At 57.0% G+C, this 20,524-nt stretch carries 22 protein-coding genes; 7 read left to right on the forward strand and 15 right to left on the reverse strand.

Translation table 11 applies throughout. The features are described 5' to 3' along the window. Window positions 1–28 precede the first annotated feature (28 nt). Complete coding sequence (locus ACP7BO_RS06680) at window positions 29–1,303, forward strand: MFS transporter (protein ID WP_426209236.1); 1,275 nt, start codon at window positions 29–31, stop codon at window positions 1,301–1,303. A gap of 96 nt (window positions 1,304–1,399) precedes the next feature. On the opposite strand, the gene ACP7BO_RS06685 is transcribed toward ACP7BO_RS06680, so the two are convergent. From ACP7BO_RS06685 to ACP7BO_RS06695, 3 genes are all read right to left on the reverse strand, one after another. Continuing rightward, complete coding sequence (locus ACP7BO_RS06685; RefSeq protein WP_426209238.1) at window positions 1,400–2,035, reverse strand: LysE family translocator; 636 nt, start codon at window positions 2,033–2,035, stop codon at window positions 1,400–1,402. A gap of 158 nt (window positions 2,036–2,193) precedes the next feature. Further along, a complete protein-coding gene (locus ACP7BO_RS06690) occupies window positions 2,194–3,351 on the reverse strand; it encodes a phospholipase D-like domain-containing protein (RefSeq protein WP_426209240.1) in 1,158 nt (385 codons plus the stop codon). A 1-nt stretch (window position 3,352) separates the two neighbouring features. After that, complete coding sequence (locus ACP7BO_RS06695; protein WP_397454583.1) at window positions 3,353–3,943, reverse strand: YceI family protein; 591 nt, start codon at window positions 3,941–3,943, stop codon at window positions 3,353–3,355. Window positions 3,944–4,205: 262 nt separating this feature from the next. Here ACP7BO_RS06695 and olsB point away from each other — a divergent pair, with 262 nt between their 5' ends. Together olsB and ACP7BO_RS06705 are read left to right on the forward strand one after the other, a co-directional pair. Then, window positions 4,206–4,961 carry an L-ornithine N(alpha)-acyltransferase gene (olsB, locus tag ACP7BO_RS06700; protein ID WP_397454584.1) on the forward strand — a complete coding sequence of 252 codons (756 nt, stop codon included), beginning with the start codon at window positions 4,206–4,208 and terminating at the stop codon, window positions 4,959–4,961. Beyond that, window positions 4,961–5,755: a lysophospholipid acyltransferase family protein gene (locus ACP7BO_RS06705; protein ID WP_426209243.1), complete on the forward strand. Its 795-nt coding sequence runs from the start codon at window positions 4,961–4,963 to the stop codon at window positions 5,753–5,755. Before olsB ends, ACP7BO_RS06705 begins: the two co-directional genes overlap by 1 nt. 10 nt (window positions 5,756–5,765) lie before the next feature. Here ACP7BO_RS06705 and ACP7BO_RS06710 read toward each other — a convergent pair whose 3' ends face one another. Then, window positions 5,766–6,350, reverse strand: a complete 585-nt coding sequence (locus tag ACP7BO_RS06710; RefSeq protein ID WP_060694682.1) for an ACP phosphodiesterase — start codon at window positions 6,348–6,350, stop codon at window positions 5,766–5,768. A 156-nt stretch (window positions 6,351–6,506) separates the two neighbouring features. On the opposite strand from ACP7BO_RS06710, the gene ACP7BO_RS06715 reads away from it, so the two are divergent. The 3 genes from ACP7BO_RS06715 to ACP7BO_RS06725 are packed head-to-tail and all read left to right on the forward strand — an operon-like array spanning window position 6,507 to window position 9,058. Beyond that, window positions 6,507–6,809, forward strand: a complete 303-nt coding sequence (locus ACP7BO_RS06715; RefSeq protein ID WP_060694684.1) for an ArsR/SmtB family transcription factor — start codon at window positions 6,507–6,509, stop codon at window positions 6,807–6,809. A gap of 12 nt (window positions 6,810–6,821) precedes the next feature. Next, entirely contained in the window at window positions 6,822–7,988 is a 1,167-nt protein-coding gene (locus tag ACP7BO_RS06720) for an MFS transporter (protein WP_397454586.1), read from the forward strand. A 20-nt stretch (window positions 7,989–8,008) separates the two neighbouring features. Then, window positions 8,009–9,058 (forward strand): alkene reductase, encoded by a 1,050-nt coding sequence (locus tag ACP7BO_RS06725; RefSeq protein ID WP_426209245.1) that lies wholly within the window; start codon window positions 8,009–8,011, stop codon window positions 9,056–9,058. A gap of 627 nt (window positions 9,059–9,685) precedes the next feature. On the opposite strand, the gene rpoS is transcribed toward ACP7BO_RS06725, so the two are convergent. The 8 genes from rpoS to ACP7BO_RS06765 all read right to left on the reverse strand — a co-directional run bounded on the left by rpoS (window position 9,686) and on the right by ACP7BO_RS06765 (window position 16,869). Further along, window positions 9,686–10,609 (reverse strand): RNA polymerase sigma factor RpoS, encoded by a 924-nt coding sequence (rpoS, locus tag ACP7BO_RS06730; protein WP_397457302.1) that lies wholly within the window; start codon window positions 10,607–10,609, stop codon window positions 9,686–9,688. 187 nt (window positions 10,610–10,796) lie between these two features. After that, window positions 10,797–11,624 carry a peptidoglycan DD-metalloendopeptidase family protein gene (locus ACP7BO_RS06735; RefSeq protein ID WP_397454590.1) on the reverse strand — a complete coding sequence of 276 codons (828 nt, stop codon included), beginning with the start codon at window positions 11,622–11,624 and terminating at the stop codon, window positions 10,797–10,799. Window positions 11,625–11,814: 190 nt separating this feature from the next. Further along, window positions 11,815–12,450 (reverse strand): protein-L-isoaspartate(D-aspartate) O-methyltransferase, encoded by a 636-nt coding sequence (locus ACP7BO_RS06740; RefSeq protein WP_167344891.1) that lies wholly within the window; start codon window positions 12,448–12,450, stop codon window positions 11,815–11,817. A 41-nt stretch (window positions 12,451–12,491) separates the two neighbouring features. Beyond that, the gene (gene surE / locus ACP7BO_RS06745; RefSeq protein WP_426209247.1) at window positions 12,492–13,241 is read right to left on the reverse strand and encodes a 5'/3'-nucleotidase SurE; all 750 of its coding nucleotides are present in this window, start codon (window positions 13,239–13,241) and stop codon (window positions 12,492–12,494) included. Then, entirely contained in the window at window positions 13,229–14,287 is a 1,059-nt protein-coding gene (gene truD / locus ACP7BO_RS06750; protein ID WP_397454592.1) for a tRNA pseudouridine(13) synthase TruD, read from the reverse strand. Before truD ends, surE begins: the two co-directional genes overlap by 13 nt. After that, on the reverse strand, window positions 14,284–14,757 hold the full coding sequence (gene ispF, locus ACP7BO_RS06755) for a 2-C-methyl-D-erythritol 2,4-cyclodiphosphate synthase (protein ID WP_060694700.1): 474 nt from the start codon (window positions 14,755–14,757) through the stop codon (window positions 14,284–14,286). The genes truD and ispF overlap by 4 nt, the downstream gene beginning before the upstream one ends. A gap of 42 nt (window positions 14,758–14,799) precedes the next feature. Beyond that, window positions 14,800–15,645 carry an S-formylglutathione hydrolase gene (gene fghA / locus ACP7BO_RS06760; RefSeq protein ID WP_060694702.1) on the reverse strand — a complete coding sequence of 282 codons (846 nt, stop codon included), beginning with the start codon at window positions 15,643–15,645 and terminating at the stop codon, window positions 14,800–14,802. A 111-nt stretch (window positions 15,646–15,756) separates the two neighbouring features. Continuing rightward, a complete protein-coding gene (locus ACP7BO_RS06765) occupies window positions 15,757–16,869 on the reverse strand; it encodes an S-(hydroxymethyl)glutathione dehydrogenase/class III alcohol dehydrogenase (RefSeq protein ID WP_426209250.1) in 1,113 nt (370 codons plus the stop codon). A 108-nt stretch (window positions 16,870–16,977) separates the two neighbouring features. Here ACP7BO_RS06765 and ACP7BO_RS06770 point away from each other — a divergent pair, with 108 nt between their 5' ends. After that, window positions 16,978–17,874: a LysR substrate-binding domain-containing protein gene (locus ACP7BO_RS06770; protein WP_397454595.1), complete on the forward strand. Its 897-nt coding sequence runs from the start codon at window positions 16,978–16,980 to the stop codon at window positions 17,872–17,874. A 79-nt stretch (window positions 17,875–17,953) separates the two neighbouring features. Here ACP7BO_RS06770 and ispD read toward each other — a convergent pair whose 3' ends face one another. The 3 genes from ispD to eno form a co-directional block, all read right to left on the reverse strand. Continuing rightward, window positions 17,954–18,658: a 2-C-methyl-D-erythritol 4-phosphate cytidylyltransferase gene (ispD, locus tag ACP7BO_RS06775; protein WP_426209252.1), complete on the reverse strand. Its 705-nt coding sequence runs from the start codon at window positions 18,656–18,658 to the stop codon at window positions 17,954–17,956. Next, window positions 18,655–18,933, reverse strand: coding sequence for a cell division protein FtsB (gene ftsB, locus ACP7BO_RS06780; protein ID WP_003440483.1), 279 nt, complete (start codon window positions 18,931–18,933; stop codon window positions 18,655–18,657). Before ftsB ends, ispD begins: the two co-directional genes overlap by 4 nt. Before the next feature lie 163 nt (window positions 18,934–19,096). Then, window positions 19,097–20,386 carry a phosphopyruvate hydratase gene (gene eno / locus ACP7BO_RS06785; protein WP_060694715.1) on the reverse strand — a complete coding sequence of 430 codons (1,290 nt, stop codon included), beginning with the start codon at window positions 20,384–20,386 and terminating at the stop codon, window positions 19,097–19,099. Window positions 20,387–20,524: the final 138 nt, after the last annotated feature.

The raw sequence follows: 20,524 nt of genomic DNA on the forward strand, positions 1-20,524 counted from the left end.
GTCACGTTACTTTCTGTGGAAAACAAAAATGACCGCACAGACAAAAGCCAAATGGCTGCGTTTCCTCGTCCTCATTCTTGGCGGCGGAACCATCTATAAACTCGCCAGCCTGAAAGATGCTTTTTACGTTCCCATCCAGCAATACATGGGGCTGAGCCATACCCAACTGGGCACGTTACTGAGTGCCAACGCTATCATCGCCACAGCGTTATTCGTGGTCGGCGGTTATCTGGCGGACCGCTTTGCCACACGTAAACTGATTCCCCTGGGGTTGATCGGGACTGGCAGTCTGGGACTTTACCTAGCCACCTTTCCCGGCTTCGACAAGATGCTGATCGTGTTCTGCCTGCTGGCAGTCTGCGCTGACTGTATCTATTGGCCTGCCCTGCTCAAGGCTGTGCGCAATCTTGGCGAGGAAGGCGAACAAGGTCGCATGTTCGGTTTTCTGGAGGGTGGCAGGGGCATCGTCGATACACTCGTGGCGTTTTCAGCCCTGGGGGTGTTCGTTGCCATGGGCTCGGGCGAAGCAGGCCTGAAATCGGCCATCGTCTTCTATTCTCTGGTCGATATCCTTGCCGGGATCATCACCTGGTTCCTGCTGCGAGACAGCAAAACAGCCCCCGCCCCCAAGAAAGAGGACAGCCTGTCGGGTATGTCCGGATTGCTTGAAGCCATTCGGATTCCGGGGATCTGGCTGGTCAGCTTCAACGTGTTCATGGTCTATATCGTCTACTGCGGCCTGACCTATTTCATTCCCTACTTAAAGGATATCTACGAACTGCCCGTGGCACTGGTCGGTGCCTACGGCATCATCAACCAATACTTCCTCAAGATTCTGGGCGGGCCGGCGGGCGGCTTCATGGCAGACAAGTATTTCAAGAGCCCGTCGCGCTATCTGAAATGGGCGTTCCTGGCCCTGATTCCCGCCATGGCCGCGGTGTTGCTAGTGCCCAAAGGCGAACACTTCATCTATATCGGCATGGCCGCCACCCTCTCGTTCGCGCTGATTGTTTTCACCATGCGCGGCGTGTTCTGGGCTCCCATGAGCGAGGTGGGGATTCCTCAGCGCATCACCGGCTCGGCCTTCGGAATTTCCTGCCTGATCGGCTATGCGCCCGGCATGTTTGCCTACGTGATTTACGGTTCGATCCTGGACCACTTTCCGGGCCAGCAAGGCTACAACTATGTGTTCAGCCTGATGAGCCTGTTTGCCGTCATTGGCTTCATGGTTTGCAGCCTCTTGTACCGTGTAGTGCGCAAGGAAACAGCCGGCGCCCCTGACAGCGATCTGGTCCGGGCCTGAGTATTCAACCAGGGCGAAGGGTGAGTCACTTGCCTTCGCCTGCGGTTGTCGGCCACTCCGGCGCTATCAATAGCGGCGGCCTTGCCAGCGGCCCCCTCAGCGGATACTTGCCAGCAACCCCGGCAGGGCATGCATCAGGGCACTGATGGCAAAACCGATGAACATCACGCCGCACAGGCGGGTGATCAGCAGTTCATGGCGTTGGTATAGCGCCCGCACGTGCCCGGCGCCGACAACGCCAATCAGAATCACATAAGCCGCTGCGCCCCCCACAAAGCTCAATACGATCAGCCACGGCAGCATTGCCCAGGTCAGCAGTTCTGCGCGGCTGGAAAGCAATGCTGTGAAGGTTGCCACCGCAACGGGGTAGGCCTTGGGGTTGGTGAGGCCGAACAGAATCCCGTGTGCAAAAGGCTGGCGCGCAGGACCTTGTTGCGCCACGTTGCCGCGCCGGGCACGCACCGCACGCAGCCCCAACCAGAACAGGTAAAGGCCGCTGAGCAAGCCCAGGACATTGAATGCGGTACTGCCAAACTCGCGCGCGCCGACAATGGCAATCAGCGCGGTACTGCACCAGATCACATCGCCCAGCAAATGACCGCATAGAAATCCGGCCCCGGCACGTCGACCACGGGCAGCACCAATACCAAAAACAGCCAGCACCCCGGGGCCCGGGGTGATGCCATAGATAAAGCCAGAAGCCAGTACCGCCAGTAACAACGAAGGTGTCATGCAAAACGCTCCAGAAAAATCGTGCCTCACGCTGTCCATTGGCCCGTGAAGTGGCTCGATTTTGCACGTTCCGCAACGCTCTGTAACCGAGCGGCCGGGAAAATTCTGCACAGCGCTCAACAAAACGCTCAAGAAGGGTTTTACAAGAAAACCTGGGGCTAGTGACGACGCCCCAGAACGTTGACCACCAGACGGTCAACCCAGCCCCAGATCCGCTGTTTGACGCGCCGCCATAAAGGCCGCGACTGCCAGGCCTGCAGGCTGATGGGCAGGCTCTGGGCAAAGTCGGTGACAAAACTGGTGGCCACTGCCTGAGTCAACGCGGGGTCCAGCGCTTCCAGATTGGCTTCAAGGTTGAAGCGCAAATTCCAGTGATCGAAGTTGCACGAGCCAATACTCACCCAATCGTCGATCAGGACCATTTTCAGATGCAAAAAGCACGGCTGATATTCAAATATCTGCACCCCGGACTTGAGTAGCCGCGGGTAGTAACGATGCCCGGCATAGCGTACGGAGGGATGATCGGTGCGCGGCCCTGTCAGCAACAAGCGCACATCGACCCCCCTGCTCGCCGCACGACGCAACGAACGCCGAACGCTCCAGGTGGGCAGGAAATAAGGCGTGGCCAGCCAGATGCGATGTTGCGCACTGTTAATCGCACGCACCAGCGATTGCAGAATATCGCGGTGTTGATGGGCGTCGGCATATGCCACGCGCCCCATACCGTCACCTTCATCGGGGACCCGCGGCAGACGCGGCAAGCCGAAGTGCGTCGCCGGTTTCCAGGCCTTACGGCTGATATTGGCGCGCCACTGGCGATCAAACAGCATCTGCCAGTCCTGCACCAACGGACCTTCGATGGCGACCATGACTTCATGCCAGTCGCAGGTGTTTTGGCCGGGCTGCCAAAACTCATCGGTCACCCCGGTGCCACCGACCACGGCCAATTGATGATCCACCAGCAATAGCTTGCGATGATCGCGATAAAGGTTATTCAGCCCCCGGCGCCAGCTCAACCGGTTGTAGAACCTGAGTTCGACCCCGGCATCGGTCAGTCTGCGCCGCAAGCCCGTGGTAAACGCCAGGCTGCCGTATCCGTCAAACAGACAACGCACTCGCACTTCGCGCCAGGCCGCCTGTTCCAGGGCCTGCACAATGGCTTCGGCACAGTCGCCGGCCTCAACCAGATACAGTTCCAGATCGACATGTTCTTGCGCCTGGTCGATAGCCGCCAGCATGCGAGGGAAAAATTGCGGCCCGTCAATCAGCAACTCGAATTGATTGGCGCTGCGCCATGGAAACACTGCGCCGGCCATATCAGCGGGCCGTGAAAATCAGCACCGCACCCACCGGTACTGAAAAGCTGATAGCCGACAAGCCGGCCAATTTACGCAGTGTTTCAAGTTGCGGCTGCAAGCCAAAGTCTTCGGCTTGCAGCATCAGCGGTTCAAGCGTGACGACTTGAAAGCGTCGTTCATCAAGACGCGTTGCCAGAAGTTCGGCCTCGTAGGTGTGCTGTTTGCCACGCAAGCTGACCGTGACCGGCAAGTGCAGTTCCAGCTGCGCACCGCTGGCAAGGTCATTGATGGGCTGCAGATCTATCTGCGCGGTGATTTGCGCTTCCGGGAAGTTTTTGAAATCGAACAACAGGTCACGCATGCGCTCATCGCGCAACGGCACCGCACTGTTGACCGAGTCCATTTCGATGCGCAGTTGCGCGTGGCCCTTACGGTCGACTTTGCCGTGCAGCACTAAAAAACGATGCACGTTGGCGACATTGGCATTTTGCGTGGTGATAAATGACAGCCTTGAAGACTCACCGTCCAGGTACCAGTTGGCCTGGGCAGACAGGCTCACGCCGAACGTCAGCAACAGGGCGCAGACAGAAGATAAAAACGCTTTGAACATAAAAACTCATAGGCAGATAAACGTGGACGAACATTACCCCGAGTCCGGGTACATGCAAGCGCTGTGGCGGAATTTTTTCACACTGAAGTAGGACGCCGATCCCGGCTTGCAGTTCCACCGGACCACACCGGCATAAAGCCTGTCATACAAGCATCATCCAAACGTCATGGTGATGACATTGCACCTGCCTAGCCTGAAGTTGCACACCTCAGTCGATTGGCAGAAAACCAAGGCAGGCGCAGTGCCTGCACGGAGATTCGCAATGTCCCAGATCGCCCGTATCCGCGACACCGTTCAAGAACGACGCCTTAAGGCAGAGCGCCTGACCGGCCCCGGCGCCTTGCGTGAAGCTCAAGCCCTGCGTTTTCGTGTTTTTAGCGGCGAATTGAAAGCAACGCTCAAGAGTGCAGAACGTGAACTGGATGAAGATGATTACGACGCTCATTGCGAACATATCGGCGTTCGTGACCTCAACAGCGGCCAACTGGTAGCCACGACCCGCCTGCTCGATCATTACGCTGCACTCAGCATCGGCCGTTTCTACAGCGAAGAAGAATTCAGCCTTCACGGGCTGGCACACCTGCAAGGGCCCGTGCTGGAGATAGGCCGCACCTGTGTCGACCCGGCCTACCGCAATGGCGGCACCATCGCCGTGCTCTGGGGTGAGTTGGCCGAGGCTCTGAACCGGGGTGACTACCACTACCTCATGGGGTGCGCGAGCATTCCGATGCACGACGGCGGCATCCAGGCCCAGGCGATCATGCAGCGTTTGCGCGAACGCTATCTGAGCACCGAGCACGTGCGCGCAGAGCCCAAAAAGCCGCTACCGGCTCTGGATATTCCAGCCAATGTCATCACCGAAATGCCGCCGTTGCTCAAGGCTTACATGCGCCTGGGCGCCAAGATCTGTGGCGAGCCGTGCTGGGATGAGGACTTTCAGGTAGCCGATGTTTTTATCCTGCTCAAGCGTGACGAGTTGTGCCCGCGTTATGCCCGTCACTTCAAGGCGGCGATGTAATGAATCGCCTGCGCCAATATGGGCGTGTGGCACGGGTTCTCGCCGTGGTCGGCCTGGGCTTGGGCATGGCGAGTCTGTTCGGGCTGATGGAGCGGTTGCACCTCGACGGTACGATGGCCCGTCGACAACGCTGGTCGCAGTTTTTTATGACCCGGCTGTGTGATGCCCTGCCCTTTCGCATCAAGGTGCTCGGTGAAGTGCCGACAGTGCCAATGCTGTGGGTCAGCAACCACGTGTCATGGACTGACATTGCCCTGCTCGGGCAGCTGACGCCGCTGTCTTTCCTGTCCAAGGCCGAAGTCCGCGGCTGGCCAGTGGCAGGCTGGCTGGCGGCCAAGGCCGGCAGCCTGTTCATTCGTCGGGGGGCGGGCGACAGCCAGCTGATTCGCCAGCAAATGAGCCAGCATTTGCAACAACAGCTGCCCTTGCTGATGTTTCCCGAAGGCACCACCACCGATGGACGCTCCGTACGTACCTTTCATGGACGCTTGCTGTCGGCAGCCATTGACAGTCGAGTGCCGCTGCAGCCAGTAGCCATTCGCTATTTACGCGATGGTGAGGCCGATACGATTGCACCGTTTATTGGCGATGATGATTTGTTGTCCCATTTGTTGCGTTTGTTTCGCCATGATCAGGCCGATGTCGAGATTCACCTGCTTGAGCCCATTGCCTGTCACCAGCAGGAACGTGCGGTGCTGGCTTTTAGAGCGCAGGAGGCGATACGGGGAGTGGTGACCCGCCCTCTGTGCGGCAGCGGGCCTGTTCTCGACGGGGCGTGCGTGCCGGAGGTTTAAACCCGGGCGATCAAGACGACACTGACCGCTGCTGCGCAGCAAAACTCTGCAGCTGCGGATAAAACGCCCGAAAGTCTTCACTCAAGGGTTCATAAAGAGCATTGAGGTCCGCCATCGCCCCGGCCAACTCTTCGGGCCGTGATAGACGTCGCGCAATGCCTTTGAATACCTGCTCCAACACCGAAAAGTCGCGATACGACCCCAGCCAGTCATGCGCGGCCATGTGTGGGGCGATGGCGGCCAGACGCCTGGGCAATTGCGGCTGCGCCACCAGCACTCGGTAGAAACCCGAGGTAAAGCGATCCAGGGGGCCTTCGCCGTACTGTGCCCAGTCCCGGGCCAGGCAATGGTCGAAAAAAACGTCAAGCACAATGCCGGCATAGCGCCTGCGAGTCTGGCTGAAACGCGACAGCGACCGGTCGACCAAGGGGTGTGCATCGGTAAACACATCAATGCTGCGATGCAGTTGGATCGCAGCTTCGATTTGTGGACTGTACTCACCTTGCAGCCGTCCTTTGACAAAGTCGCCGTACAGGCTTCCGAGTAATTCTTCAGGACGCTGGCCGCCAAGGTGCAGATGTGCGAGATAATTCATGCCCGGCAGTTTACCACTGCCACACCAATATCGTTATAACCCGATATATCGATTTAATCTGATGCCAGAACAAAATCATATTTGTATATCGCGATATAACGATTTAAAGTTCGCCTTATCGCGATATAACGCTGCATCTCAATGAGCACCGCCATCATGCCGATCGACCTCGACGAAATAATAAAAGCGCTGGCACACCCAGTACGCCGAGAAATCATTTGCCTGCTTAAAAACGCGCAAGTGGAGTTCCCCGACCAGCATCACAGCACCGAACACGGCGTCTGCGCCGGGCAGTTCGACCAACGTTTCGGCCTGTCGCAATCCACTGTCTCTGCCCATCTCGCCACCCTGCAACGCGCCGGTCTGATCACTAGCCAGAAGGTTGGCCAGTGGCACTTTTTCAAACGTAATGAGGAAACCATCAAGGCTTTCCTCGCGACAATGAACCAAGAGCTTTAACAAGGATTTCCAATGCCTCTCTCGCTACTCATTCTGGCGCTCAGCGCTTTCGCCATCGGGACCACAGAGTTCGTGATCATGGGGTTGTTGCCCGATGTCGCCGCGGACCTTGGGGTTTCGATCCCGGGAGCAGGCTGGCTCGTGACCGGTTATGCCCTGGGTGTAGCTATCGGGGCCCCGTTCATGGCACTGGCCACCGCCAAATTGCCGCGCAAGGCCGCGCTGGTAGCACTGATGGTGATATTCATCATCGGTAACCTGCTCTGTGCACTGGCCAGTGATTACAACGTGCTGATGTTTGCCCGTGTGGTAACGGCCCTGTGCCACGGCGCGTTCTTTGGTATTGGTTCGGTCGTGGCTGCAGGCCTGGTGCCTGCCAACAAACGCGCGTCGGCAGTGGCACTGATGTTCACCGGCCTGACCCTGGCAAACGTGCTGGGCGTGCCCTTGGGGACCGCCCTCGGCCAGGCAGCAGGATGGCGTTCGACGTTTTTCGCAGTAACCGTGATTGGCGTAGTAGCGCTGATTGGCCTGATCCGCTTTCTTCCCGCCAGGCGCGATGAAGAGAAACTCGACATGCGTGCCGAACTGGCCGCACTCAAGGGGGCCGGGATCTGGCTCTCGTTAAGCATGACGGCGCTGTTTTCCGCGTCGATGTTCACCCTGTTCACTTACGTCGCGCCGTTACTGGGTGATGTCACCGGTGTCTCGCCCAAAGGCGTGACCTGGACCCTGCTGTTGATCGGCCTGGGCCTGACGGTGGGCAACATCATCGGCGGCAAGCTGGCCGACAAGCGCCTGGCTGCCACATTGATCGGCGTATTCATCTCAATGGCAGTTATTTCGACCGTACTGAGCTGGACCAGCGTCGCCCTGATTCCGACCGAGATCACATTGTTCCTGTGGGCCACCGCTTCGTTTGCCGCCGTACCCGCGCTGCAAGTGAACGTTGTGACCTTCGGCAAGGCCGCCCCCAATCTGGTGTCCACGCTGAACATCGGTGCGTTCAACATCGGTAACGCGCTGGGTGCCTGGGTTGGCGGCAGCGTGATTGCCCACGGCTTCGGCCTCACCAGCGTGCCACTCGCTGCCGCGGCTTTAGCCGTGTTGGCGCTGCTGGTCACCCTGATTACTTTTCGCCAGAACGGTAATTCCGAGCTGGCTGCTACCACACACTAATCCTTGCGAGGGCTGCATAAATGACCACGATTTTCGATCCGATCAAGCTGGGCGACCTTGAACTGCCTAACCGCATCATCATGGCCCCCCTCACCCGCTGCCGCGCCGATGAAGGGCGGGTTCCAAACGCACTGATGGCTGAGTATTACGTTCAGCGCGCGTCAGCAGGCCTGATCCTGAGCGAAGCCACTTCGGTAACGCCAATGGGCGTTGGCTACCCTGACACCCCTGGCATCTGGTCTGCCGACCAGGTCCGAGGCTGGACCAACATCACCAAGGCGGTACACGCGGCCGGTGGCCGTATCGCGCTGCAGTTGTGGCACGTTGGCCGGATCTCCCACGGGATCTATTTGAATGGGGAAGCCCCTGTTGCACCAAGCGCCATTGCAGCTAAAGGCCATGTAAGCCTGGTGCGCCCGATGGTTGATTTCCCGACGCCACGCGCACTGGAAACCGCCGAGATTGCAGACATTGTCGAGGCTTACCGCACCGGTGCCGAGAACGCCAAGGCCGCAGGTTTTGACGGCGTAGAAATCCATGGCGCCAATGGTTACTTGCTCGATCAGTTCCTGCAAAGCAGCACCAACAAACGCACAGACCAATACGGAGGTTCAGTCGAGAACCGCGCTCGTCTGTTGCTGGAAGTCACCGATGCCGCCATTGATATCTGGGGCGCGGGCCGCGTTGGCGTGCATTTGTCGCCACGTGCCGACCTGCATGACATGGGTGATGAGAATCTGGCTGAAACCTTTGGTTATGTAGCCCGTGAACTCGGCAAGCGCGGCATCGCCTATATCTGTGCCCGCGAGCATGAAGCGGCAGACAGCCTCGGCCCGCAGCTCAAGGCAGCCTTTGGCGGCCCGTACATCGTCAATGAGCGCTTCACAAAAGACAGCGCCAATGCCTGGATCGCAGCGGGTAAAGCCGATGCTGTCGCATTCGGTGTGCCATTCATTGCCAACCCAGACCTGCCAGCACGCCTGAAGGCCGATGCACCGCTCAACGAAGCGCATCCAGAGACCTTCTATGCCAAAGGCCCTGTCGGCTATATCGACTATCCAACGCTGTAATCGCAGAGCGGGAACGGGTTCATCCTGAACAGGTTTCACACCTGCTACGAAAAACGCCCAAGGCCATGGCCTTGGGCGTTTTGCATTTTATTCGGGTGAACGGTCCGTCAACATGGCTGCAACGGCGAACACTTTTTTCAAGGCAAAAAAAAGGGGCGGTTTGACCCGCCCACATTTTTTCCCTATTCCCTTTTATCCCTTTCATCATCCTGATGAATCGCGTCCTGCGATGTCCTTCAGCGTTCATCCTTGAGCGCTGTGTCGATCCGTCGACACAGTTGAGATACTAAAGCCTTTAAAAATGGCTGCAAGCACATCAGTTAGGATTTGTTATTGCAGATCAGTTTATAAAAAAGTAAAAAACCTTTTAAATTCAACAAGTTAAAATATTTTCAAGTAACGAAAAGACTATCTGCAAGTCTCTTTCCGCACTTGGCTTACATAAAAAGTAAGCAAAGGCTTACAGCCCATGACAGATAAACTTCCGCACGGTCCCTGATTGCACATTTGAAAATAACCCGTAGCCCGCGCGTACATAAAAACCCCCTCGGGCGGGCATTGATCCAGATTGTGCGTGCATAAAAAAACCCCGAATAATTCGGGGTTTTTTAGCTATCAGGACGCCTGTTATTGAAACAACGACTCACTGGACAAACCGTTGCGTTCAAGGATTTCTCGCAGACGCTTGAGCCCCTCTACTTGAATCTGCCGAACACGTTCGCGCGTCAGGCCAATTTCCAGGCCAACGTCTTCAAGAGTGCTGCTTTCATGACCACGCAGCCCGAACCGGCGAATTACCACCTCGCGCTGCTTGTCTGTAAGTTCAGACAGCCACTGGTCAATACTTTGCGACAAGTCATCGTCCTGAAGCAGCTCGCAAGGATCTGTAGGTCGATCATCTGTCAGGGTATCGAGCAGGGTTTTATCAGAGTCAGGGCCAAGAGAAACATCTACCGAGGACACCCGCTCATTCAGCCCAAGCATGCGCTTGACCTCCGAGACGGGTTTTTCGAGCAGATTGGCGATTTCTTCAGGGGAAGGTTCGTGATCGAGCTTTTGCGTAAGTTCCCGCGCGGCTCGCAAGTAGACATTGAGCTCTTTAACGACATGGATCGGCAAACGGATTGTGCGGGTCTGGTTCATGATCGCCCGTTCAATCGTTTGGCGGATCCACCAGGTGGCGTATGTCGAGAAGCGGAATCCGCGTTCGGGGTCAAACTTTTCGACTGCCCGAATCAGCCCCAGGTTGCCCTCTTCAATCAGATCCAGCAGCGATAGCCCACGATTGACGTAGCGGCGGGCGATTTTCACCACCAGTCGCAAGTTACTTTCAATCATGCGCTTGCGGCCGGCCGGATCTCCGCTTTGCGAAAGGCGCGCGAAGTGAACTTCTTCTGCAGGGGAAAGTAACGGGGAAAAGCCAATTTCATTGAGGTACAGCTGGGTCGCATCGAGCGCCCGGGTGTAGTCAATGTACTTGTGCTGTTTTGTAGCGGTCGCTTTTTTGGACTTGGTCCGGGGTGTAGGGGTGGTGTCGTCTTCTTCTGACATCAATTCTCTGTCGATGCCGGAGTCCATAAGGAGCACCTCATCGTCGATGTCAAACCCCGGCGCTTCTTTACTGAGAGCCATTGTTGTAGTCCTTTGGTGAGTTCGACCTCAAGCTCAAGCATCGCCTATATCCTTGGCAACGCTGGAGCCTGTTCCTTAACTACATCAGGAACAGGCTGGTAACCGATCAACGTCGTGGAAGGAATTGCAGTGGATCTACAGGTTTACCTTGGCGGCGAATCTCAAAGTGAAGTTTCACCCGGTCTGTACCAGTTGACCCCATTTCGGCAATTGTCTGTCCGACCTTGACCTGCTGTCCCTCCCGAACCAACAGCCTACGGTTGTGACCGTATGCACTGACGTAGGTATCACTGTGTTTGATGATGATTAATTCGCCGTAGCCCCTCAATCCACTGCCGGCGTAAACAACTGATCCATCAGACGCAGCCAAAACAGGCTGTCCCAAATCCCCGGCGATATCAATACCTTTATTCAAACTACCGTTTGAAGAAAATTTGCCAATCAAAATGCCATTCGAAGGCCAGCCCCAGCCTTTTGGCGCAGGGCCTGCAGGCAGTGCCGCTACTGGCGCTGGCGCAGCCGCTGTTGCGCCCTGACGCTTGATTACCGTGGTCTTGCTGCCTGCAGAAGACGATACGACGGTGGTTGTGGTGCCACTTGCCGGCAAGGTTCCGGCACGCCCGTCAAAGCGAATTGTTTGACCTGGGACAATAGTGAAAGGAGCAGCAATGTTGTTTTTCGCTGCCAGGGCCTTCCAGTCCCAGCCGTAACGAAAAGCAATCGAGAACAAGGTGTCGCCACGGCGCACGACGTACTGCCCGGTGGTTACTGCCGGACGCTGAGCCACCCCATTGCGGTCAACCACACGCACGCCGTTCTTGGTTGTGCTGGAGCACGCTGCCAACAAAACTAGTGTGGCACTCAGTAGTAGACCGACCACCAGTCTGTGATAGCTTTTGATATCCATACGCTGCGCAATGACTGTGAGACTCACCCGCCGCTCCCTTTGAAGATGGCTAAATATTAGAACGCCAGTACTGGCCATGGTTTGTCGCAAGTATAACTGGCTACGCAGCTTACAGATTGCAAAGCCGAATCATAAAAAATCAGGCAATGGCAGAGCCCTGCCGCTGCGCAGTATGACCTGCGCCCGGCCCTATAATTCAGCAGGGCCAAACAAAGACTCAGGCCAACGGCCCGTTGAGCAATGGCACAAAACGCACATTGCCGATCACGCGACGGGCAAAGCCGTGTTCTTCGCGCACGATCAGCATCAATTGCTGCACTTCACCCGAACCCACCGGGATCACCAGACGCCCCCCGGGAGCCAGTTGATCCAGCAACGCCTGCGGCACATCGGTCGCCACCGCTGTCACGATGATGCCGTTATAAGGCGCCAACGCAGGCCAGCCTTCCCAACCATCACCCCAGCGGAACACTAGGTTGCGCAAATTGAGCTCAAGCAGTCGCTCCTTGGCCCGATCCTGCAGCACCTTGATCCGCTCTACCGAAAATATCCGTTCAACCAGTTGCGACAGAACCGCAGTTTGATAGCCCGAGCCGGTCCCAATCTCCATCACCTTGTCCAGCGGCCCGTCCTCAAGCAGCAACTCGCTCATGCGGGCCACCATATAAGGCTGGGAGATGGTCTGGTTGTTGCCTATCGGTAGCGCTGTGTCTTCGTAGGCCCGGTGCGCCAATGCTTCATCAACAAACAGATGCCGAGGCGTACGCCGAATAACCTCAAGCACTTTCTGGTTAACGATGCCCTCTTCACGCAGGCGCTGAATAAGCCGCTCCCGGGTGCGCTCGGAGGTCATGCCAATGCCGCGATGCATCAGGCCATCCTGTTCGCGCCCCATCAGCCCATACCCTCCAGCCAGACACCGAGGCTTTTGAAGCCATCACCAAAAGTACGGTCCAGTTGCAGCGGCGTGATCGAAACATAGCCCTGCATCACGGCATGAAAATCCGTTCCCGGACCTCCGTCCTCAGCATCGCCAGCAGCCGCAATCCAATAGCCGGCCTTGCCCCGAGGGTCGACAACACGTACCGGGGCAGCAGCACGGGCACGATGCCCCAGACGCGTGAGTTGAATACCGCGGATTTTCTCAAGCGGCAGGTTAGGAATATTCACGTTGAGGACCGTACGCGGCGGTAAATCCAGCACCGCATGAGCTTCAATCAGCTTGCGGGCGAAATAGGCCGCCGTCGGTAAATTGTCCAGTTGACGTGACACAAAAGAAAACGCGAACGAAGGGCGATCCAGAAAGCGCCCTTCAAGCGCCGCAGCCACAGTGCCGGAATACAGCACATCATCCCCCAGATTGGCACCCAGGTTGATGCCCGAGACCACCATGTCCGGTTGCTGCTCCAGCAAGCCATTAAGGCCCAGGTGAACGCAATCGGTAGGCGTACCATTAATGCTGATAAAGCCATTGGCCAGGGTGTGCGGATGCAAGGGCCGATCCAGCGTCAGCGAACTGCTCGCCCCGCTTTTGTCTTGCTCGGGCGCGATTACCACGCACTCGCAATAATCGGCCAGCGCGCCATAAAGCGCGGCCAGACCCGGGGCCGCGACCCCATCATCGTTTGAAATCAGAATACGCATAGGCTGTCCGTTTGACCCAAAGGCACCAGATCAACTAGTTCGCGCACCAGGACAGTAGCGAAGCATCCGGCCGGCAGAACAAATTCCAGTTGCAGAATGTCAGGTTCCGGATAATGCCACGTCAACCGGCCAATGGGCAGCCGCAGGATACGGCGCTCATGGCTCATGCCTGCTCGAACCAGCCAGTCACGCAAATCCGCTTCACGCTCTGCAATTGACTGCTCCAGCTCATGGGTAGCGCCGGTAGTTGGCGAATTCCCCTCACCCCACTGCGGGCCAGTGGGGTGAAGATCGAGAATGGCCAGTCGCGGATCGCTGCATTCAGCCTCACCTGCCGGAAAAAAACTGCGGCTATCGGTAAAGGCCAGCAAATCACCTACCTGCGCACGCTGCCAGCTACCATCGGCCACCCGCGCCGCCAGCACCTGATTGAACAGATAACTGCGTGCGGTGGATAACAGCCGCGAGCGTACGTTGCGCTGCTCAGGCAAAGCCTTGCGCGCAGCATAATCACGGGCCTCACCCAGGTTACCGCCCTGCCAGCCGAAACGCTGGCTACCGAAATAATTCGGTACGCCCTGTTTGGCGATCAGTTCAAGACGTTGCGCCAGCGCATCCTTGTCCCCGGCCAGTTGTGTCAAACGCAAGGTGAAACCGTTGGCGGCATGGGCGCCACGTTGCAACTTGCGTTTGTGGCGTGTGCTTTTCAGAATTTTAAGCGTGTCGTTTTCAGCGCCAGACAGGTCAGGATCGGCCTTGCCCGGCAACTGCACGCTGAACCATTGACGGGTCAGCGCCTGACGGTCTTTCAAGCCGGCGTAACTGACTGTACGCAGCGGCACACCTGCGGCCTTGGCGATACGCCGCGCGGCCTCTTCAGTATTAAGTCCACGCTTCTCGACCCACAGCCACAGATGCTCGCCGTCTCCGGACAACGGAATATCCAGCACTTCATCAACCTGGAAGTCTTCAGCCGTGGCCTTGAGCACCGCAGTACCCAAAGGCTCGCCATAAGCCAACGGCCCCAGCAGATCAAACTCGTTCATCCGCGAACCAACAACGCGATGGAATGCACTGCGATGCCTTCTTCACGACCGACAAAGCCGAGCTTTTCGGTGGTGGTGGCTTTAACGTTTACCTGGTCCAAATCAACCTCTAGATCCGCCGCAATCAGCGCGCGCATCGTTTCAATATGCGGCGCCATTTTTGGCGCCTGGGCAATGATGGTGTTGTCGACATTGCCGACTTTCCAACCTTTGGCATGGATCAGACCTACGACATGACGCAACAAGACGCGGCTATCGGCCCCCTTGAACGTCGGATCTGTGTCCGGAAAGTGCTTGCCGATGTCGCCCAGTGCCGCCGCACCCAGCAGAGCATCGCTGAGCGCGTGCAACAGCACGTCGCCATCAGAGTGGGCCAACAGGCCAAATTTGTGAGGGATCCGCACGCCGCCCAAGGTTATAAAATCGCCTTCAGCAAAACAGTGCACATCATAGCCGTGGCCAATACGCATAAAAAACGCCCCGATTAAGTCAGGGCGTGATTCTACCCACTATTAAGCGCTTAGTGCGCTCGCGTGGTGACGCAAGTGGTCGTCAATAAAGCTGGCGATGAAAAAATAGCTGTGGTCGTAGCCCGGTTGCAGGCGCAAGGTCAGCGGATGGCCCGCCTGTTTTGCAGCCTGTTGCAGAGCCTCGGGCTTGAGCTGTACAGCCAGAAAGTCATCGCGGTCGCCTTGATCAACCAATAGCGGCAGTTTTTCCCGGGCTTCGCTGATCAAGGCGCACGCATCCCACTCGCGCCAGCGGGTACGCTCATCCCCAAGGTAGCCGGAGAAGGCTTTTTGCCCCCAAGGGCAATCCATAGGGTTGCTGATGGGCGCGAAGGCTGACACCGACAGATAGCGCCCCGGATTGCGCAACGCACAAACCAATGCCCCGTGCCCCCCCATCGAATGCCCGCTGATGCCGCGTTTTTGCGACGCAGGGAAATGCGCTTCAACCAATGCCGGCAATTCCTGCACTACATAATCATGCATGCGGTAATGCTGGGCCCAAGGCTGCTGAGTAGCGTTCAGGTAAAAACCTGCACCCAGGCCGAAATCCCAGGCGCCATCCGGATCATCCGGCACACCGTCGCCACGGGGGCTGGTGTCCGGCGCCACGATAATCAGCCCCAGCTCGGCAGCCATTTTCATCGCGCCGGCCTTATGCATGAAATTTTCATCGGTACAGGTCAAACCCGACAGCCAGTACAACACCGGGAGCCTGGCGCCCTGTTCGGCCTGGGGCGGCAAATACACGGCAAACACCATGTCGCAACCCAGCACCTCAGAACGGTGCCGGTAGCGCTTGTGCCAGCCGCCGAAGCTCTTCTGGCAGGAAATATTTTCAAGAGTCATAGAGGCAGCTCCAGGCTTTAAGAGAAGAACTCATTACCTGTGGGAGCCAGCAGGCTCCCACATGAGGAATACGGCGGTTTTTCCACCGTATTGCGCGCATGCCGCTGCTTATCAGAAATGGATGACCGTACGAATGCTTTTGCCTTCGTGCATCAGGTCGAATGCCTTGTTGATGTCTTCCAGCCCCATGGTGTGGGTGATGAAGGTGTCCAGCGGGATCTCACCGGTTTGCGCCATGTCGACATAGCTTGGCAATTCAGTGCGACCGCGCACGCCACCAAATGCCGAACCGCGCCAGACGCGACCGGTCACCAGCTGGAAGGGACGGGTCGAAATTTCCTGACCGGCACCGGCCACGCCGATGATCACGGACTCACCCCATCCTTTGTGGCAGCACTCCAGTGCCGCACGCATCAACTGCACATTGCCAATGCACTCGAAAGAAAAGTCGACTCCACCGTCAGTCATATCGACTATTACTTCCTGGATCGGGCGATCAAAATCCTTCGGGTTGACGCAATCGGTTGCGCCCAGTTGCTTGGCGATTTCAAATTTGGCCGGGTTGATATCGATGGCAATGATCCGCGCAGCCTTGGCTTTTACTGCGCCGATCACCGCTGAAAGGCCGATGCCGCCCAGACCGAAGATGGCGACGGTGTCGCCCGGCTTGACCTTGGCAGTATTGATCACCGCACCAATGCCAGTGGTGACGCCGCAACCGAGCAGGCAAACCTTCTCCAGCGGCGCGTCTTTTTGAATCTTGGCCACCGAGATTTCCGGGAGCACGGTGTACTCCGAAAACGTAGAGGTGCCCATGTAATGGAAAATTGGCTGCCCCTTGTAGGAGAAACGCGTAGTGCCATCCGGCATCAGGCCTTTGCCTTGAGTGGCGCGAATCGCCTGACACAGGTTGGTCTTGCCTGACAGGCAGAATTTGCACTTGCGACACTCTGGCGTGTACAGCGGGATGACGTGATCGCCCACTTCCACGGAAGTAACACCTTCGCCGATCGCCTCAACTATAGCGCCGCCTTCATGGCCCAAAATCGACGGAAAGATGCCCTCCGGATCAGCCCCCGACAAGGTGTAGGCATCGGTGTGGCATACACCGGAAGCCACCACCCGCAGCAGCACTTCACCCGCCTTGGGCATGGCAACGTCAACTTCCACGATTTCCAGCGGTTTTTTGGCCTCGAAGGCTACGGCAGCACGTGACTTGATCATCAATCGACTCCAGCAAAGTTAAAACAGAATACCGAGTGTAAATCAGCGCTGACTGATTAATAATCCAGACAAAAGCAAAATATTATTGCCATACAGGGACAATCAGTCGTGAGTGAGAGCCGCTGGGAAGGCATTGACGAGTTTGTCGCCGTAGCAGAATGCGGGCAATTTACCGCCGCTGCCGAGCGTCTTGGGGTTTCCTCATCGCATATAAGCCGCCAGGTAGCCCGCCTCGAGGAGCGCCTGCAAACCCGCCTGTTTTATCGCAGTACGCGGCGGGTGACCCTGACCGAGGCCGGACAAACTTTTTTACAGCACTGTCAGCGCTTGCAAGATGGCCGCGAAGAAGCGTTGCGTGCAGTCGGTGATCTGGCCAGCGAACCCAAAGGCATGCTGCGAATGACTTGCGCGGTAGCCTATGGAGAGCGTTTTATTGTGCCGCTGGTGACGCGTTTTATGGGGTTGTACCCGCAGTTACGGGTCGACATTGAACTGAGCAATCGCCCGTTGGACCTGGTGCATGAGAGTCTCGACCTGGCCATACGCCTGGGCCGGCTGCAGGACTCGCGACTGGTCGCCACCCGCCTGGCACCAAGACGTATGTACTTGTGCGCATCGCCCTCTTATCTGGCGCATTACGGTCGTCCTCATAGCCTGTCAGAACTGAGCCGCCACAATTGTCTGATTGGCAGTTCGGATCTCTGGCAATTGCAGCTGGACGGACGAGAGTTTTCGCAAAGGGTGCAAGGCAATTGGCGCTGCAACAGTGGGCAGGCGGTACTGGACGCAGCCCTGCTGGGCGTCGGGTTGTGTCAGTTACCGGACTATTATGTGCTGGAGCATTTAAAGACTGGAGCGCTGGTGTCTTTGCTTGAAGCTCATCAGCCACCCAATACTGCGGTTTGGGCCCTGTACCCGCAGCAACGGCACTTGTCGCCCAAGGTCAGGAAGCTGGTGGATTATCTGAAGGAAGGATTGGCCAAGCGAGAAGAGTATTTGGGTTAGAAACCTGTAGGAGCGAGCTTGTTTCGCCATCTTTTGATCTTTTAAAAGATCGCGAGGCAAGCTCGCTCCTACAGTGGGATCAGCGATTAGCCCAGCGCAAGCGCAACCACTCGAGGTCTTCTGGGCGTGTCACCTTGATGTTGTCCGAACGGCCCTCGATCAGACGCGGCGCCAGCCCGGCCCACTCCATTGCGGATGCTTCGTCAGTGATCTTCGCATCGGCGACCAGGCTATCAGCCAGGGCACGGTGCAATGCACCCAGGCGGAACATCTGCGGCGTGTATGCCTGCCAGATCAAACTGCGGTCTACGGTTTCGAGCACCCGGCCATTCTTGTCGACCCGCTTGAGCGTGTCCCGCGCGGGAACTGCCAGCAAACCACCGACCGGGTCGAGGGCCAGCTCACTCAACAATTTGTCCAGATCTTCACGGGACAGGTTGGGTCGTGCAGCATCGTGCACCAATACCCAATCTTCATCGGATGCCCCCAGCGCATGCAGGTGCAGCAACGCATTGAGCACCGAATCGGCGCGCTCGCGCCCACCCTCTACCCGTGCGATCCGTGGATCGACGGAGCAAGGCAAGGAAGGCCAAAAAGGGTCATCGCTAGCGACACTGACCACCAGCCCCTTGAGGTCCGGGTGATCGAGGAAACAGCCGATGCTGTGTTCCAGAATACTGCGCCCGCCCAGCTGCAAGTACTGCTTGGGACGGTCCGCGGCCATACGGGCACCAACGCCCGCGGCAGGAATCACGGCCCAGAAGGCCGGTGACGGATAACTCATTGGGCCAACTGGTAGAGGGTTTCGCCCTCCTTGACCATACCCAACTCATGGCGAGCACGCTCTTCAACGGTCTCCATGCCTTTTTTCAACTCAAGCACTTCCGCATCCAGCACGCGGTTGCGCTCCAGCAATACTTCGTTTTCAGCATGCTGATCGGCGATTTGCTGCGTCAGGTCGGTAACCTGCGCCAAACTGCCATTCCCCACCCACAGGCGATACTGTAGGCCAGCCAGTAGCAAGAGCAAGATGAGAAACAACCAATTGGGACTGCGCATCGAATATCAGGTATCCAGTGAAAAGACAGCCATGCCGAAAAACGTAAACAACCAATAGTACAAAGCCTGGAAGACCCAGGCTTGTACACATTCAGGTTAGTGTTAAAAGACTCGCTTGAGCGAATATTCCTACATAACCTGCTGTCTTTTTACCACCAACTGCTTAGCCGCGAAACTCGCTGCGACCGTTGTACTTGGCTTTTGCACCCAGTTGCTCTTCGATACGCAGCAATTGGTTGTACTTGGACACGCGATCCGAACGGCACAGAGAGCCGGTCTTGATCTGGCCAGCCGAAGTACCCACCGCCAGATCGGCAATGGTGGAGTCTTCAGTTTCACCGGAACGGTGCGAAATCACAGCAGTGTAACCAGCGGCCTTGGCCATCTGGATAGCTTCCAGGGTTTCGGTCAGGGTGCCGATCTGGTTGAACTTGATCAGGATCGAGTTGGCGATCTTTTTATCGATGCCTTCTTTCAGGATCTTGGTGTTGGTTACGAACAGGTCGTCACCTACCAGCTGAATTTTCTCACCGATCTTGTCGGTCAGGATTTTCCAGCCATCCCAGTCAGACTCGTCCAGGCCGTCTTCAATGGAGATGATCGGGTAACGCTGGGTCAGGCCTTTCAGATACTCGGCGAAACCTTCCGAGTTGAATACCTGGCCTTCGCCCGACAGGTTGTACTTGCCGTCTTCGTAGAACTCACTGGCCGCGCAGTCCAGAGCCAGGGTCACATCTGTGCCCAAGGTGTAGCCAGCGTTGGCAACAGCTTCGGAGATCACTTTCAGTGCATCTTCGTTGGAAGCCAGGTTAGGTGCGAAACCACCTTCATCGCCCACTGCAGTGCTCAGGCCACGAGCCTTGAGAACAGCTTTGAGGTGATGGAAGATTTCAGTGCCCATGCGCAGCGCGTCGGAAAAAGTCTTGGCGCCAACCGGCTGAACCATGAACTCTTGAATGTCGACGTTGTTATCAGCGTGCTCGCCACCGTTGATGATGTTCATCATCGGTACCGGCATCGAGTAAACACCCGGTGTGCCGTTCAGGTTGGCGATGTGTGCGTACAGCGGCAGGTCCTGGTCCTGAGCAGCAGCCTTGGCAGCAGCCAGGGATACAGCGAGGATGGCGTTAGCACCCAGAGAACCTTTGTTTTCAGTGCCGTCCAGCGCAATCATCGCGTGGTCCAGCGCTTTTTGATCAACCGGGTCTTTACCCAGCAGCAAATCGCGAATCGGGCCGTTAATGTTGGCAACGGCTTTCAAAACGCCCTTGCCCAGGTAACGGCTCTTGTCGCCATCACGTAGTTCCAGCGCTTCACGGGAACCGGTGGAAGCACCGGAAGGCGCGCAAGCACTGCCGATGATGCCGTTATCGAGAAGCACGTCCGCTTCCACAGTGGGGTTGCCACGGGAATCGAGAACTTCACGACCTTTGATGTCGACGATTTTTGCCATTGTTGTAAACACTCCAAAGTTGACGAAAACGACGCAGCTGAGGGAAATATTGTTATCGCCGGCAGGGACTAATTAACAGGCAGCCTTGCGGACGATAAGGCTCGGGCCCTGGGGCCCGAGAAATCGTGCGGTACTTTA

The sequence above is a fragment of the Pseudomonas sp. TWR2-1-1 genome (assembly GCF_049897045.1).
GTDB lineage: Bacteria > Pseudomonadota > Gammaproteobacteria > Pseudomonadales > Pseudomonadaceae > Aquipseudomonas > Aquipseudomonas versuta.